The organism is Altibacter sp. (assembly GCF_019913785.1).
Lineage (GTDB): Bacteria > Bacteroidota > Bacteroidia > Flavobacteriales > Flavobacteriaceae > Altibacter.
In genome coordinates this window covers 1-14,440 of the sequence record NZ_JAIOHK010000065.1, presented here as the reverse complement: position 1 = coordinate 14,440, position 14,440 = coordinate 1, and the positions used below count along the sequence as shown (strand labels likewise).

Annotated in this window: 12 protein-coding genes; 4 read left to right on the top strand and 8 right to left on the bottom strand. The window is 41.2% G+C overall.

Features of this window, described 5'->3' with window-relative positions; all coding sequences use genetic code 11:
• The first annotated feature begins 83 nt into the window (after positions 1–83).
• Positions 84–3,002 (top strand): GEVED domain-containing protein, encoded by a 2,919-nt coding sequence (locus tag K8F54_RS11980; protein ID WP_290791267.1) that lies wholly within the window; start codon positions 84–86, stop codon positions 3,000–3,002.
• A 69-nt stretch (positions 3,003–3,071) separates the two neighbouring features.
• On the opposite strand, the gene K8F54_RS11975 is transcribed toward K8F54_RS11980, so the two are convergent.
• Positions 3,072–4,292, bottom strand: a complete 1,221-nt coding sequence (locus K8F54_RS11975; protein ID WP_290791265.1) for a methyltransferase domain-containing protein — start codon at positions 4,290–4,292, stop codon at positions 3,072–3,074.
• 124 nt (positions 4,293–4,416) lie between these two features.
• Between K8F54_RS11975 and K8F54_RS11970 the strand changes: the two genes are divergently transcribed.
• Positions 4,417–5,457 carry an oxidoreductase gene (locus K8F54_RS11970; protein WP_290791263.1) on the top strand — a complete coding sequence of 347 codons (1,041 nt, stop codon included), beginning with the start codon at positions 4,417–4,419 and terminating at the stop codon, positions 5,455–5,457.
• Between the two features lie 76 nt (positions 5,458–5,533).
• Here K8F54_RS11970 and K8F54_RS11965 read toward each other — a convergent pair whose 3' ends face one another.
• From K8F54_RS11965 to K8F54_RS11935, 7 genes are all read right to left on the bottom strand, one after another.
• Complete coding sequence (locus tag K8F54_RS11965) at positions 5,534–5,968, bottom strand: hypothetical protein (RefSeq protein WP_290791261.1); 435 nt, start codon at positions 5,966–5,968, stop codon at positions 5,534–5,536.
• A gap of 2 nt (positions 5,969–5,970) precedes the next feature.
• Positions 5,971–6,477, bottom strand: coding sequence for a hypothetical protein (locus tag K8F54_RS11960; protein ID WP_290791259.1), 507 nt, complete (start codon positions 6,475–6,477; stop codon positions 5,971–5,973).
• Between the two features lie 23 nt (positions 6,478–6,500).
• On the bottom strand, positions 6,501–7,052 hold the full coding sequence (locus K8F54_RS11955) for an RNA polymerase sigma factor (protein WP_290791257.1): 552 nt from the start codon (positions 7,050–7,052) through the stop codon (positions 6,501–6,503).
• A 495-nt stretch (positions 7,053–7,547) separates the two neighbouring features.
• On the bottom strand, positions 7,548–9,371 hold the full coding sequence (locus tag K8F54_RS11950) for an ABC transporter ATP-binding protein (RefSeq protein ID WP_290791255.1): 1,824 nt from the start codon (positions 9,369–9,371) through the stop codon (positions 7,548–7,550).
• Positions 9,371–11,080 (bottom strand): phospho-sugar mutase, encoded by a 1,710-nt coding sequence (locus K8F54_RS11945; RefSeq protein WP_290791253.1) that lies wholly within the window; start codon positions 11,078–11,080, stop codon positions 9,371–9,373. Before K8F54_RS11945 ends, K8F54_RS11950 begins: the two co-directional genes overlap by 1 nt.
• Before the next feature lie 64 nt (positions 11,081–11,144).
• Positions 11,145–12,095, bottom strand: a complete 951-nt coding sequence (locus tag K8F54_RS11940) for a glycosyltransferase family 2 protein (protein WP_290791251.1) — start codon at positions 12,093–12,095, stop codon at positions 11,145–11,147.
• Between the two features lie 12 nt (positions 12,096–12,107).
• A complete protein-coding gene (locus K8F54_RS11935) occupies positions 12,108–12,638 on the bottom strand; it encodes a DUF4199 domain-containing protein (RefSeq protein ID WP_290791249.1) in 531 nt (176 codons plus the stop codon).
• Positions 12,639–12,867: 229 nt separating this feature from the next.
• Between K8F54_RS11935 and K8F54_RS11930 the strand changes: the two genes are divergently transcribed.
• The gene (locus K8F54_RS11930) at positions 12,868–13,149 is read left to right on the top strand and encodes a type B 50S ribosomal protein L31 (protein WP_290791247.1); all 282 of its coding nucleotides are present in this window, start codon (positions 12,868–12,870) and stop codon (positions 13,147–13,149) included.
• A gap of 125 nt (positions 13,150–13,274) precedes the next feature.
• Positions 13,275–14,440: GlmU family protein (locus tag K8F54_RS11925; RefSeq protein WP_290791245.1), on the top strand; the 1,166-nt coding region annotated here is incomplete at its 3' end.

The following is a 14,440-nucleotide window of genomic DNA, read 5'->3' as shown; positions in this document are numbered from 1 at the left end:
ATTGCCTACCACTTTTGTAGGTTTTGAATTAAATTATTCGCGTATCTTGTCGCTTCTAATCATCAAAAACTAAATCATTTAACATGAAACTAAAAAATGTACTATTGGCCCTAGGGCTAATTTGTAGTCTCGGACTTACAGCTCAGGAAGCTTATCCACCTACCGAAATAATCGTAGGTACCTTTATTGGAAAAACCATCCCACTTCGTGACTTTCCTGTCATGACAGCCGAGTTCCACGACCCCAAGGCCATGACTATGGTTCCTAATGAGTCGAACACACAACAAGAAGCGAATAACACCACAACGGTTATTCAAAATTTACAAACAGAACCAGGGCAAATTGAAGCCTTTCCGCTAGAGCAAAACTTTATTGGAGCTTCTGCCTCCGAATCAGGATTTTTTCCTCCCGATCCTACAGGAGCCGTGGGTCCAGCCCATTATGTCCACTCTGTAAACTCACTTGTGAAAATTTTTGATAAAACAGGAACCTTATTGGTAGGTCCCGTAAGCTTATCAGCATTCCTAGGAATTCCGTCTAATAACGGTGATCCTATCGTATTATACGATCAATTGGCAGACCGATGGGTTGTAAGTGAGTTTGGGGCATTAAATAACTCACTAGCGATTGGAGTTTCTGAAACAAGCGATCCAACCGGTGCTTATAATGTTTGGCAATATCAATTTAGCGGTTTCCCAGATTACCCACACTACGGTGTTTGGCATGACGGTTACTATGGTACCGTAAATTTGAATGGACAAACCACACAGGGATTTGTAATGGAACGCGACGTGATGTTGGCAGGAGGAGCTAATCCTCAAATACTCATTTTTAATTTGCCGGGTGTAGTGGTTAATCCAAATCAAGTAAAAAGTCCGGAACCAGCAAACCTATTAGGAACTACGATTGATCCAAATACGCCAGGGTATATTACGTATTTGCAGGATGATGCATGGAATGGCGTTTCATTTGATCACTTAAAAGTTTGGGAAATTGATATGGACTGGGGAACTGTTGGGAATTCAACCATCTCGGCACCCTTAGAAATTACAACCGATCCGTTTGACGCTGGAGAATTATTTGGAAATGGGAATGGATCAATCCATCAACCGGGCACTGCGCAAAGACTTGCCGGTCATGGTGGAATTATTTCATTTGCTGCCAACTATCGAAGTTTTGGCTCTCATAATTCTTGGTTAATTACCTTCAATACCTTTATTGATGCGAACGAAACAGGTGGAATTCGATGGATTGAATTACGCAACGATGCGGTAAATCCTTGGGTCATTTTTCAAGAAGGAACGTATTCAATAGCGGATGGACACAGTCGCGTAATGAGTAGCTCCGCAATGGATGCGGCTGGAAATATAGGTTTAGCCTATACAACAGCAAGTACCACCTTGGCGGTTTCATTAAGATACACCGGTCGTTTCGATGGTGACCCTTTAGGGCAAATGACGCTGGCCGAAACAACAATTATTGACGGCCCCGGAGTACGAACTAATAGTAATAGATATGGTGATTATTCGCATATGACTATGGATCCGGACAATTTTACGTTCTGGTATACGGGAGATTATTTTTCTTCCAACAATCAATGGAGAACGCAAATTGCCTCTTTTTCACTTTCTGGAGGATTTACTGCCGATGTGGGTGTTAGCAATATTGCACAACCTTCCAATGGGATTTTAACAAATGCCGAAACGGTTGAAGTAAGTATCCGTAATTTTGGATCGGCACCACAGTCTAATATTCCTGTTGAACTTCGTGTTGATGGAAATTTAGTGGCTTCTGAAGTGTTTACAGGACCTGTAGCTGCTAATTCTGTCGAAACCTATACGTTTGCCCAAACAGTAGATCTATCTACATCAGGACAGACCTATGCTATTGAAGCGAGAACTAATTTGGCAGGAGATGAATTTGCTGCCAATGACCCGTTTACAAAGAATGTTACGCATTTATTGGCTAATGACGTTGGAGCCCTTGAAATTACAGCTCCGGTATCGGGGTCGGGTTTGAGCAATGCGGAAACAATCTCAGTTACTTTAAAGAATTATGGTGCTGCAACACAATCAAATTTTGATGTACAGTATGTGATCGATGGCGGGACTCCGGTAGTGGAAACCTTTGCCGGTCCAATCCTTGCGGAAGAAGAAATAAGCTTTGATTTTGCAACTACAGCCGATTTCTCAGCCTTAGGAACCTATAACGTAAGTGTTTCTACTGCCTTAGGAGGTGATATGGATGCAACTAACGATGAGGCCACTGCAGTAATCGAAAATGTATTATGTCAACCACAGATGGATTGTTCTTTCGGAGATGGATTCCAATTGGTTTCTATTGCCGAAATTAATAATGTTTCCGGTTGTGAAGGATATGGTGATTTTACTGCCCAAGTAGCCAATTTAGGAGCAGGAGGGACTTACGATATTACATTTACAACAGGATATGGAGATCAGAACGTAAAGGTTTGGATTGATTTTAATGACGATTTTACCTTTACAAATGACGAGGTAGTGGTACCAAATTTCGTGATAGCTCCCGGACAGGCTTCCGGTTCCTATACCGTAACAGTGGATTTAATCATACCAGCTAATGCTGCCTTCGGACAACACAGAATGCGAGCCAAGTCGAACTGGCAAGCACCTGTTCCTAACGATCCTTGTGAGGAAACTCAATACGGTGAAACAGAAGATTACTCTGCTAATATTGGAGACCTCGGATTGGAAGACATTGCTATTTCTGAATCAGATTTAAACATTGTTTCCTTGCCTAACAATCAGTTTGAGGTCGTTTTAAAGACTAGTTTTGATGGTGGTGTTTATCTAGGTGTTTACAATGTACTAGGACAGGAATTAGCTTTTAATAAGAGAGTGCCACGAAACGATGGTGCCTATCGAATGAGTTTGGATATGTCTAAAGTCTCTAGCGGTGTTTATTTAATAAAGATTGGTGGACAAACCACTACGTCTTTCAAAACCGGAAGAATTATTGTTAAATAATTTTAGGATTTAAAGATGAAAAGAGCGGCTGGAAAGCCGCTCTTTTTGTTTTGTAGTAAAAGGAAATGGTTACGATTCTTTTTTCTGAAGTAAGGCCATATAAAACCCATCAAAGCCCGACTCACTGGGCCATACCTTTTTGTCTTTTATCAGATCAAATTCTTTACCCGAATCACGCTTCAGGAAAGCCTTTACCTGTTTGTCGTTTTCTGAAGGTAAAATAGAACAGGTGGCATACACCAATTGTCCGCCCGGTTTTACCATTCGCGAATACGAATCCAATAACTCGGCTTGCGTCCGCGTTACTTTTTCAAGGAAATCGGGTGTCGTTTTCCATTTGGTATCCGGATTTCGTTTTAAAACACCTAAACCCGAACAAGGGGCATCGATCAATACCTTATCCGCCTTTTCGATCAATTTCTTTATCACCTTGGTAGAATCGATGACGCGCGTCTCAATGTTGAACGCCCCATTGCGGCGTGCTCTGCGTTTTAACTCGTTTAGTTTGTTTTCATACAAATCCATGGAAATTACTTGTCCCTTGTTTTCCATTAGGGCGGCAATATGCAAACTCTTTCCTCCGGCACCGGCACAGGCATCGATCACACGCATCCCTGGCTTGGGATCTAATAATTGAGCCACCAGTTGTGAGGAGGCATCTTGAACCTCGAACCAACCATTTTTAAAGGCTTCGGTAGAAAAGATATTGGCGCGTTCTTTTAGCTTCAAGGCATGGGGGACTCCTGCTATGGTTTCAGTCTCTATTTCCAGATCGTTCAATTCATTCTGAACTTGTTCCACAGTAGCTTTCAACGGGTTAACACGTAGTACGACATCGGCTAACTGATTTAATGCACTAATTTCAGCATCCCATCTTTTTCCTAATTCCTTTTCGCCTAATTCATCCAACCAATCGGGGATGGATTCTCTGTACTTCCGAATCTTTGAGAGTTCGTCAAACCGACCTTTGATGCGGCGTACGGGGGTATCTTCCAATTGTTTCCAATCGGGTAGTTTAATACCATTGAGCGTGGCCCACACCGTAAAGAGCCGGAATAGGTTAGGACGGTCAAACGGTTCCTTCACTTCAGCAATTTCGGCGTATAATCGCTTCCAACGAACAATATCATAGGTCGTTTCAGCAATAAAACTGCGATCTCGAGATCCCCATCGCTTGTCTCTTTTTAAAGTACCTCTTAAGACCTTGTCGGCCTGTTTCTTTTCGTTAAAGATGAGATCAAGTGAATCTACGGTCGCAAATACCAAATTGCGGTGAAGTTTAGTCTGCATTTTTTGTTTTGTTATCGGAAATTGAAATCCACCAAACAGATGTTTTTCAGTCTACTAAAATTGACTGCAAAGGTATTACAATCGCTATGAATAGTTTTGATTACTTTTGACAAAATTTTTTCTCATGCGAATAAGCCTTGTACTACTTATACTTTCGTTGATAATTGGATGCGGTAAGAATCCTGCCAAGGAATTCACCAGAGTTGAAATAACACCTGTTTATACAGATAGTTTAAGCATTAGAGCCATAGCTCCTATGGATGAAAATAGGGTTTGGTTTGCGGCAAATTCGGGTAGGGTAGGACTTATCGATGGAACCACTCCCAAGTTGGGTACGATTAAATACGAAGACTCGTTACTGCATTTTCGAGCGATTGCGACTATTAAGGACGCAGTATTTGTATTGAGTGTGGCCAATCCTGCGGTATTGTATAAAATAGATTTCGACGGTAATGAGGCAACTCATATGGAAGAAGTATATGTGGAAGAAGGGCAACGGGTCTTTTACGATGCTATGGACTTTTGGAATGATAAAGATGGAATTGCTATGGGCGACCCTACCGAAGATTGCTTGTCGGTTATTCTAACCAATGATGGAGGGAACACCTGGAAAAAAATACCCTGTGATAAACTGCCGAAAGTTGAGGAGGGAGAGGCAGCCTTTGCAGCGAGTAATTCGAACCTCGCCCTTTATCAAGATCATGTTTGGATGGTTTCGGGTGGAAAGAAAGCGAGAGTTTTTCATTCACCGGACAAAGGAAAGACCTGGGAAGTATACGCGACGCCAATCATTCAAGGCAAGGTGATGACCGGCATCTACAGCGTAGATTTTTACAACGAATCGCTAGGCGTTATTTTTGGAGGAAATTGGGATGACAAAGATTTTAACGAGGGCAATAAAGCAATTACTAAAAATGGGGGTAAGACGTGGAAACTTCTCAGCAATGGAAAAGGGCCGGGTTATCGATCTTCTGTACGTTTTGTACCCGGAAGTGAGGGGAAGAGCATTGTGGCGGTAGGTTCTCCGGGTATTTCGTATAGTTATGACCAGGGGGATACATGGACCGAATTATCTTCGGAAGGATTTTATGCTGTCGAGTTTGTGAACGATTCGGTTGCCTTTGCTTCGGGAGCCAATAAAATATCAAAACTACTGTTTAAATAAAATGGAGCTCCGAAGAGCCCCATTCCTCACAAATCGTTTAAGATATTCATTAAACGATCGTACACTATTCTAACCGTTATTTTTTTCCTTTTCGTTGTCTAATCTGTTTTAAAAGCTGCCTTTTAAAGTCGTCTTCCGCCTTTTTTAGCAGAATAATTTTTTTAGGGGGTAGCACTTTCCGAAGATCGGTTATTAATTCATGTCGGTATTGCACTTCCTGACTCTTTAGTTCCATGATCTTGTCGATGAGTGTATTGGCTTCGGCATCGGTCATAGACTCAAGTGATTCATCTTTAAAAATGCCTAACTCCTTACGTTCCGATCTTTTTAGTGTATGCATTCGGTCTTCATATACATTGTACACCGGCCAGAATTTTTCGGCTTCAGAAGGCGATAAACTCAGGGTTTCTGTAATATGCGCTCTTTTCAGTGCTTTTATTTTTTCATGTCTGTTCTCTTGGGCTACCAGCGGGGTGCCGACCAAAAGTATAATAAGCATTAATTTTTTCATCATCATTCGGTTAATAAGGTTGCATCGTCCAAAGCTTCCAACAGATAGGCTTCGAGAATTTCATCTGTTACATATTGGTTTTGCGTATTTAAATTTGTGAGTTCTTCGTCTTGTAGCAGTGCGATCACATCGAAGGTATCAAAGTCTACATCTTCGTCTTCGATGTATTCTGAAATTGCTGTCAATTCAATATCATCTATGGATCCAATCCCTGAAGTATTATCACGCACTATACTAAGGATTAGGAGAACACTGGCCGCGATGGCAGCAGTATATCGAACATAGTTGTTGCGGAATAGTTGAATCACCTTGGGTGACTCTTTAGCCGATGCTACAGTAAGCAATTTGGCGGCATCAAAAGCTTCGAAATAACCGTCCGGGACTTTGAATCCGGATGTATCCGGGAGTTTCGAAATAGACGATTCGTCGAAAACCCTTGCCTCGAAATCTTCAAAATACCCATCGGGTGTTTTAAAACCGTGTTTGTATGTATCTCCTGTATTGCTCATTCTTTTTTTTGACTCAAAATGTGTTAAAAGGTTTTATCGCTTTCCAAAAAGGACTTAATTTTTTGTGACGCAATGTGGTAGCTGCTTTTTAGTCCGCCTACCGAGGTGTCCAATATTTCTGAAAGATCCTCATAGGTAATATCGTCAAAGTACTTCATATTAAAAATAAGCTGCTGCCTTGGTGGTAAAGTGGCAATTGCGCGCTGTAGTTTCAACTGAATTTCGGCTCCGTCAAAGTATACGTCACTTTTCAGATTGTCAATTGCGTGATTCTTTACTTCTTCTACCGAAACATTTGCTCTTTTAGCTCTCTTATTGATAAAGGTAAGGGCTTCGTTGGTGGCAATACGGTACATCCAGGTATAGAGCTTACTATCACCTTTGAATGCACTGATATTTCTAAAAATCTTTATGAATGTATTTTGCAGCACATCGTCAGCATCATCATGATCCAACACTATCTTTCGGATGTGCCAATACAGGCGTTCCTTATACTGGGAAACCAATTCGCTAAATGCCGCTTCCCGATGTGTTTCAGATTGTAAAGAAATAACTAAGGATTGCTCTTCAACCACCTTCCATTTTTTTTAAATATATGACTTTTTTCTGGCGATAAGGTTTAATTGCACCTATAAGAAATGTATTTATTTCGACTAAAAAAGTTAAAAAACATCGACGAAATACATAAAAGAAAGATTAAATGCTAAAAATATTTTTTTGTAGGAAAAATTTTACTACTTTTATCAAATACTTCTTATGTATATGTTCTTTATTATTAGCCCCAACTGTAATAAGAACGCACTAAAACGGACCTAAGCGGGGGCTGGTCCGTTTTTTTTATACCCAATATTCAGCTGCAAATTACATAATATTTGTAGGAAAAACATTAACTTTTATCAAGAAAAACATCGATAAAGTGCATACTTTATAGATAAAATGTAAAATTTATTTGGTTAATTGAATTGTTAACTATATATTTGACTCATACTTATGTAAAAACTGTTGCCGCGTGCCCCAAATGCGGTGACAAAAAAGTGAAAGAGCGGTGCCCCAAATCGCTCTTTTTCTTTTTATGCAAATGACTGCATTTCTACAAGATTGTAATAGACGCCTTTTTTATCGAGTAACTCTTTGTGTTTTCCCTGCTCAACGATTTTGCCATTGGACAATACCACGATGGTGTCGGCATTTTGGATGGTGGATAGCCGGTGCGCTATCACTATGGAAGTTCGGTTTTTCATCATATTCTCCAACGCCTCCTGAACCAATCGTTCACTTTCGGTATCCAGAGCCGATGTTGCTTCATCGAGAATCATGATAGGTGGATTTTTTAACACCGCTCTCGCTATGCTCAAACGCTGTTTCTGTCCGCCACTGAGTTTATTGCCGCTGTCACCGATATTGGTATCCATCCCTTTTGGCAGCTGATTAACAAACTCCCATGCATTGGCTACTTTTAGTGCAGCAACGAGTTCTTCATCGCTTGCGCCTTCCTTGGCGACCAGCAAATTGCCTTTTACGGTATCATTAAAAAGAATAGAATCTTGAGTGACCAAGCCTAGGAGGCTTCGTAAGGAATGTTGTGTCATCTCCCTAATATCAATACCATCAATCGAAATACTTCCTTTGTTTACATCATAAAATCGCGTGACCAAATTGGCAATGGTGCTCTTTCCGCTGCCACTTTGTCCAACCAATGCCACCGTATGACCTTTGGGAACGTTTAATGAGAAATCTTTAAGAATCCAGTCCTCTTCATACTTAAACGAAATATTGTTGATAGTAATTTCTTCAGAAAAACCTTCTTTGACTATTGCGTTCGGAGTATCCTTAATGGACGATTCGGTCTCAAGAATCTCTAAAACACGTTCTGCTGCTGCATTTCCTTTTTTCACTCCGTAGCTCGCCTTACTGATGGCCTTGGCAGGGGTGAGGATTTGATAGGCCAAGCCCATATAGACGATAAACAGTTCGGGCTGAAGTGACTTTTCCACCAACACCATTTGTCCGCCGTACCACAACAGTATAGAGATCACCACGATTCCCAGAAATTCACTGGTAGGTGAGGCCAGATTCTGCCGATTTAACAAGGAGTTGGAGAATTTAAAGAAGCGATTGGTAGATTCCTTAAAGCGATTTGTAAAAATTCCTTCGGCATTAAAACCTTTTATAATTTTAAGTCCGCCTAGGGTCTCCTCCAAAATTGAAAGAAAAAATCCCTGTTCTTTTTGCACCTTGTCACTATGACTTTTCAAGCTTTTTCCAATTCGGGAGATGATAAATCCGGAAATAGGGATAAAAATAAAAACAAAGATGGTGAGTTTCACACTTATAATCAGCATGGCCACTATGGCGAAAAGAATCGTTAAGGGTTCCCGAACGATCAATTCCAATATAGAAAGAAACGAATGTTGTATTTCCAAAACATCACTCGTTAGACGTGCTATAGTATCTCCCTTTCTTTTTTCAGAATAGAACGATACCGGAAGGTCGATCGTTTTTTTATACAGGTCGTTCCGAAGGTCTTTTAACACGCCATTCCGAAGAAATGTAATAAAGAACATGGCCAGATAGCTGAACAGGTTTTTCAGCAAAAACATGGCGATTACCAAAATTACCATAAAAATAAGCACGTCGTCTGTGCCTTCATTGGCCTTTTGTGTCACAAAATAATTGAGATAGTTCTCGATATACTCTTTGGCATCGGCAATGCCGGTCCAAACCGGTTTTATATCCAATCTTTTGGTATTGTCGAACAAGACCGAAAGCATTGGAAACAGGGAGATCATCGCCAAGGTTCCGAAGAGGGCATAAAAAATGTTCGAAATAATATTGAGCCAGGCGTATCCTTTATAGGGCGTTGCATATTTTAATATTTTTCTGAAATACGTCACTAGCTTATGTTTAGGGATGCGATTATTTGCTCTATTTTTTTCTGAAGCAAGGCCTCGTCGATCAATTTTGAATGCACACTAATATAGAATTTAATTTTCGGTTCCGTACCACTAGGTCGGGCGGCTATCTTACTACCGTCTTCGGTATAATAGATAAGCACATTCGACTTGGGAATAGCGATGGCTTCGGAAGTTCCTTCAATGGTATTCTTTGCAATACCCGATTGAAAATCTTCCACCCGAACTACCTGATTTCCTGCGATTTCAGCAAGTGGATTGGCCCGAAGCTCCTTCATCATTTCGGTGATTTCTTCAGCTCCCTGCTTTCCTTTCTTTACCAAAGAAACCAAATGTTCTTTGTAATATCCTACTTCCGAATATATTTCTTGCAAATATTCATATAAACTACTTCCGTTCGCCTTTTTCTGAGCGGCGATCTCACAGGCCAAGAGGGTAGCAGTTACCGCGTCTTTATCTCGTACAAAATGACCCACCATATAACCGAAACTTTCTTCTCCACCACCTATAAACTCCAGTTCTGGGAAATCCTTTACCATTTTGGCAATCCATTTAAAGCCGGTGAGCCCTTCTTTATAAGCAACCCCAAATTTTGCCGCGATCTGTGCAATCATGGGTGTCGACACTATGGTAGAAGCAATAAACTGCCTTCCGTTTAATTTTCCCGCTTTTTTCCATTGTTCCAACAGAAAATAAGTTTTGATCGCCATGGCCTGATTGCCACTGAGCAAAACCAATTTGCCGTTGGTATCTCTCACGGCTATTCCCAATCGATCACAATCGGGGTCGGTGCCAATTACAATATCTGCCTGTTCTTTATCTGCCAGTTCCATTGCCATTCGCAAGGCTTCGGGTTCTTCGGGATTGGGCGATTTGACCGTTGGAAAGTCTCCGTCGGGTATGGCTTGCTCCGCTACGAGACTTAGGTTCTTATATCCCGCTTTTTCCAATACCTTCGGAACCATGGTAATGGAAGTTCCATGTAAGGATGTAAATACTATTTTCAAAGCGTCTTTAGCCGATTGTGAGGTCTCAAAGCTGCCGTTTTTAACCGAAGCTTCAGCGAAGGCTGTATCTACTTCCGAATCAATGAGTTCAATCAGGTTTTCGTTTGCCTTGAAGTTTACATCCGAATAGTCTAGGGCATTTATTTCAGCAATTATTTCACCATCCTGAGGCGGTACCAATTGGCCACCATCTTCCCAATACACCTTATAGCCGTTGTATTCGGGCGGATTGTGAGAGGCTGTTAGCACAATGCCGCATTGACATCCCAGATATTTAACCGCAAAGGAAAGCTCCGGAGTGGGGCGTAAATCGGAAAATAAAAAAACCTTGATATCGTTGGCCGAAAATACATCGGCGACCACCTTGGCAAGTTCTTTACTATTATGGCGGCAGTCATATGCGATCGCCACTTTAATTGGTTGCTTCGGAAATTGCTGCTTTAAATAATTTGAAAGCCCTTGGGTGTTTTTTCCCAGCGTGTATTTATTGATGCGATTGTCGCCAAGCCCCATGATCCCGCGCATACCACCTGTACCAAATTCCAGATTCTTATAAAAACTGTCTTCCAATCCTTCGGGATCGTAGGCGATCATTTCTTTAATTCGATGTTGGGTGTCTTGGTCAAAATGGGGAGTAAGCCATTGGTTGACGCGTTCTAGGGTTTTAGGATCTACGTAAATCATTCAGTAAAATTAAACACTACTACAAGTGGTACACTGCTGCAAAAATAAAGAATCTTGGCGGTTATTAACCGAAGTTTTGCTCTTCTTTAACGATGTAATTCTGTTGGTCTTTCTTGTTGCGGAGCAGTAGTTCACCTAAAAATCCGGCGAGGAACAATTGGGTTCCCAATATCATAGCCGTAAGCGCAATGTAAAATTGAGGACGTTCTGTAATAAGTCGTCCCGATGGGTTTATAAACAGTTTGTCCACTCCCAAATAGGCTGCAAAGCAAAAGCCAACAAAGAGCATCACCGCTCCCCAGGCGCCAAATAAATGCATAGGGCGTTTGCCAAAACGCGACAAAAACCAAATGGTAATAAGGTCGAGAAAGCCGCGAACAAAGCGTTCGGCACCAAACTTGGTGTTGCCGTATTTCCGTGCCTGGTGTTGGACTATTTTTTCACCAATCGCATCGAAGCCCGCATTTTTTGCAAGCACGGGAATATAGCGGTGCATTTCACCGGTTACTTCAATGGATTTTACCAGGTCATTCCTATACGCCTTTAGTCCGCAGTTAAAGTCGTGTAATTTAACACCCGATGTTTTTCTCGCTGCAAAATTGAAGAGTTTGGAGGGTAGATTTTTAGAAACCACCGAATCGTAGCGCTTCTTTTTCCAACCCGAAACCAGGTCGTATCCATCGTTTATGATCATTTTGTACAATTCGGGAATCTCTTCAGGATTGTCCTGAAGATCGGCATCCATGGTGATGACAACATCACCGGAGGCTTTGGCAAACCCTGCGTGTAGCGCTTGTGATTTTCCGAAGTTCTTCAAAAAGCGAATGGCTTTCACTTCGTTGTGCTTTTGGGTGAGATCTTGAATTACCTCCCACGAACCATCGGTACTGCCATCGTCTATAAAGATTAATTCGTATAAAAAACCATTGGACTGCATGACATTTGCAATCCAATGGTATAACTCGTTAATGGACTCTTCCTCGTTGAGAAGAGGAATGACGATAGATAGCTGCATTAATTGAATTTTCTAATAAGTTTCCGGACGATTTTGTTTCATGATTAAACCGGCAATTAGTGAAATTATAAATCCGAAGAAAAGACTGGCTATAAGTCCGAAAGCAGTCATCATCATTGGGCTCATAAACTTTTCTGTCATGTTCATAGCCACCTCTAATTGTTCCTCGGTCATTTGGGGGTTGTCCGTGATCATTTTTTCACGGGTAACCTCCAACATCTGCACCACAAAATCGGGTTCGATTACGGTTACAAAAAGATAGGTAAATATCGATCCCACGATTCCTGCAACCAACGAAATTGCTAATCCGGTTTTTATTGCATCTCCCAAAGTTAAAAACCCGTCGCCTTCCTTTTTAAAGGCTTTTAACCCGTAAACAATCACGGTCGTCATAATAAGAAAACTAAGTACCGATTGCCACCAGGGTTGTTCCATATGCATGCCCATTACATACACAATAACAGACAATACAATAGAGGATAATGCCAAGATGAGCCCGTAGTTTAAGGCAATTTTTTTAACAGAAGCTTTATTTGTTTCCATGAGTTGAAGTTTTTTGGCTTGCCGATAATGGCAGGCTGGTTCGGTTAGTTAGTAAACAAAGATAGTAAAACGTTACATATGTCGTTGCGAAAGGCGAATCTTATTGGGGTACTTCAAAATAATGCCTATTTTTGACCTTCTTTAAAAAAGTAATTATTTTTGTTGTGCATTTGGTAATAATCCTTAAATTTGCACACTCAAAATCGAGAAGTATTTAAATTACAAGAAAATGAAACAAGGTATCCACCCTGAAAATTATAGACTAGTAGCATTTAAGGACATGTCTAACGAAGATGTGTTTTTAAGTAAGTCGACTGCAGATACAAAAGAGACTATTGAAGTAGATGGTGTTGAGTATCCTTTGGTGAAGTTGGAAATTTCGAGAACTTCTCATCCTTTCTATACCGGTAAATCTAAATTGATCGATACTGCCGGACGTATTGACAAGTTCAAGAACAAGTATGCGAAATTCAAGAAAGAAGACAAGAAAGAAGAAAAGTCAGAAGAATAGTAGTTAAACTATAATATAGTTGCAGACCTCCGAGAAATCGGAGGTTTTTTTTTGCCCAAACTTTTTACGGCAAGCTAAACTTCTTTAGTATATTTACTGAATAGTCAATCCTGAATAGTATTTATATGAATTACATCCTTTTCGATGGTAATGTACGCAACCAACTACTTCCTTTTACGTTTACGCGCCCGGTAGCCGATATTCGCATTGGTATCCTGACCATTCGTGAGAAGTGGGAACAGATGTTGGGCAGCACCACCACGACGGTAACCGAAGCCTATTTGGAGGAAAAATACCCCATGGTAGAGATGGCCGAGAATGTATTGATTAACGCCTCGTTTTTACCCTCTGAAAACTTGGTCGATTTGGTAAAAGGATTACAGGCCGATGAGGCCATTTTTCTAGAAGAAGAACCTATTGCATTTTCCGCTTCGGAAGGACAAGAAGTAGATTTCGAACACTATAAGAAGATACAATATAAGGACGATGATATATTGCGCATTGAACATACCTGGGACATCTTTTCTAAGAATCACGAGGCTATTAAACGCGATTTCGAATGGATTACAAAAGGTCGTACATCACAACCTATTCCTGAAATGACACCGGCCTTTAATAAGGAGCAAATTTTTATTGAAGCAGGTGCAAAATTGCCGCTGTGTTCGCTAAACGCAACGGACGGACCTATTTATATAGGAAAGAATTCCGAGATCATGGAAGGCGGTATGATACGCGGTCCCTTCGCCCTATGTGAAGGTGCCACCGTAAAAATGAGTGCCAAGATTTACAGTGGGACTACCATTGGTCCGTATAGCAAGGTAGGAGGGGAAGTGAACAATTCGGTGATATTTGGCTATTCCAACAAGGGACACGATGGGTTTTTAGGGAATTCGGTCATTGGTGAATGGTGTAATCTGGGAGCCGATACCAACAATTCCAATTTAAAGAACAATTATGCCGAGGTGCGTTTATGGGATTACGATACAGAGAAGTTTGCCCGCACCGGACTGCAGTTTTGTGGCCTTATGATGGGCGATCACAGCAAATGCGGGATCAATACCATGTTCAATACGGGGACGGTGGTAGGTGTGAGTGCCAATATCTTCGGAAGTGGTTTTCCGCGAAATTTTATCCCTAGCTTCAGCTGGGGTGGCAGTGCCGGGATGACTACCTATAAAACCGATAAGGCTTTTGAAGTAGCACAGGTAGTGATGTCCAGACGTGGCATCGAATTTACCCAAGTCGACGCCCGAATCTTAGAACAGGTATTCGAGGATTCAGCTAAATGGCG

What these genes read in the sequence shown, in the direction of transcription:
- K8F54_RS11975 (WP_290791265.1), bottom strand. Translation starts at nt 4,292, where the DNA reads ATGCAGACTAAACTTCACCGCAATTTGGTATTTGCGACCGTAGATTCA.
- K8F54_RS11960 (WP_290791259.1), bottom strand. Translation starts at nt 6,477, where the DNA reads ATGAGCAATACAGGAGATACATACAAACACGGTTTTAAAACACCCGAT.
- K8F54_RS11935 (WP_290791249.1), bottom strand. Translation starts at nt 12,638, where the DNA reads ATGGAAACAAATAAAGCTTCTGTTAAAAAAATTGCCTTAAACTACGGG.
- K8F54_RS11940 (WP_290791251.1), bottom strand. Translation starts at nt 12,095, where the DNA reads ATGCAGCTATCTATCGTCATTCCTCTTCTCAACGAGGAAGAGTCCATT.
- K8F54_RS11930 (WP_290791247.1), top strand. Translation starts at nt 12,868, where the DNA reads ATGAAACAAGGTATCCACCCTGAAAATTATAGACTAGTAGCATTTAAG.
- K8F54_RS11965 (WP_290791261.1), bottom strand. Translation starts at nt 5,968, where the DNA reads ATGAAAAAATTAATGCTTATTATACTTTTGGTCGGCACCCCGCTGGTA.
- K8F54_RS11970 (WP_290791263.1), top strand. Translation starts at nt 4,417, where the DNA reads ATGCGAATAAGCCTTGTACTACTTATACTTTCGTTGATAATTGGATGC.
- K8F54_RS11945 (WP_290791253.1), bottom strand. Translation starts at nt 11,080, where the DNA reads ATGATTTACGTAGATCCTAAAACCCTAGAACGCGTCAACCAATGGCTT.
- K8F54_RS11980 (WP_290791267.1), top strand. Translation starts at nt 84, where the DNA reads ATGAAACTAAAAAATGTACTATTGGCCCTAGGGCTAATTTGTAGTCTC.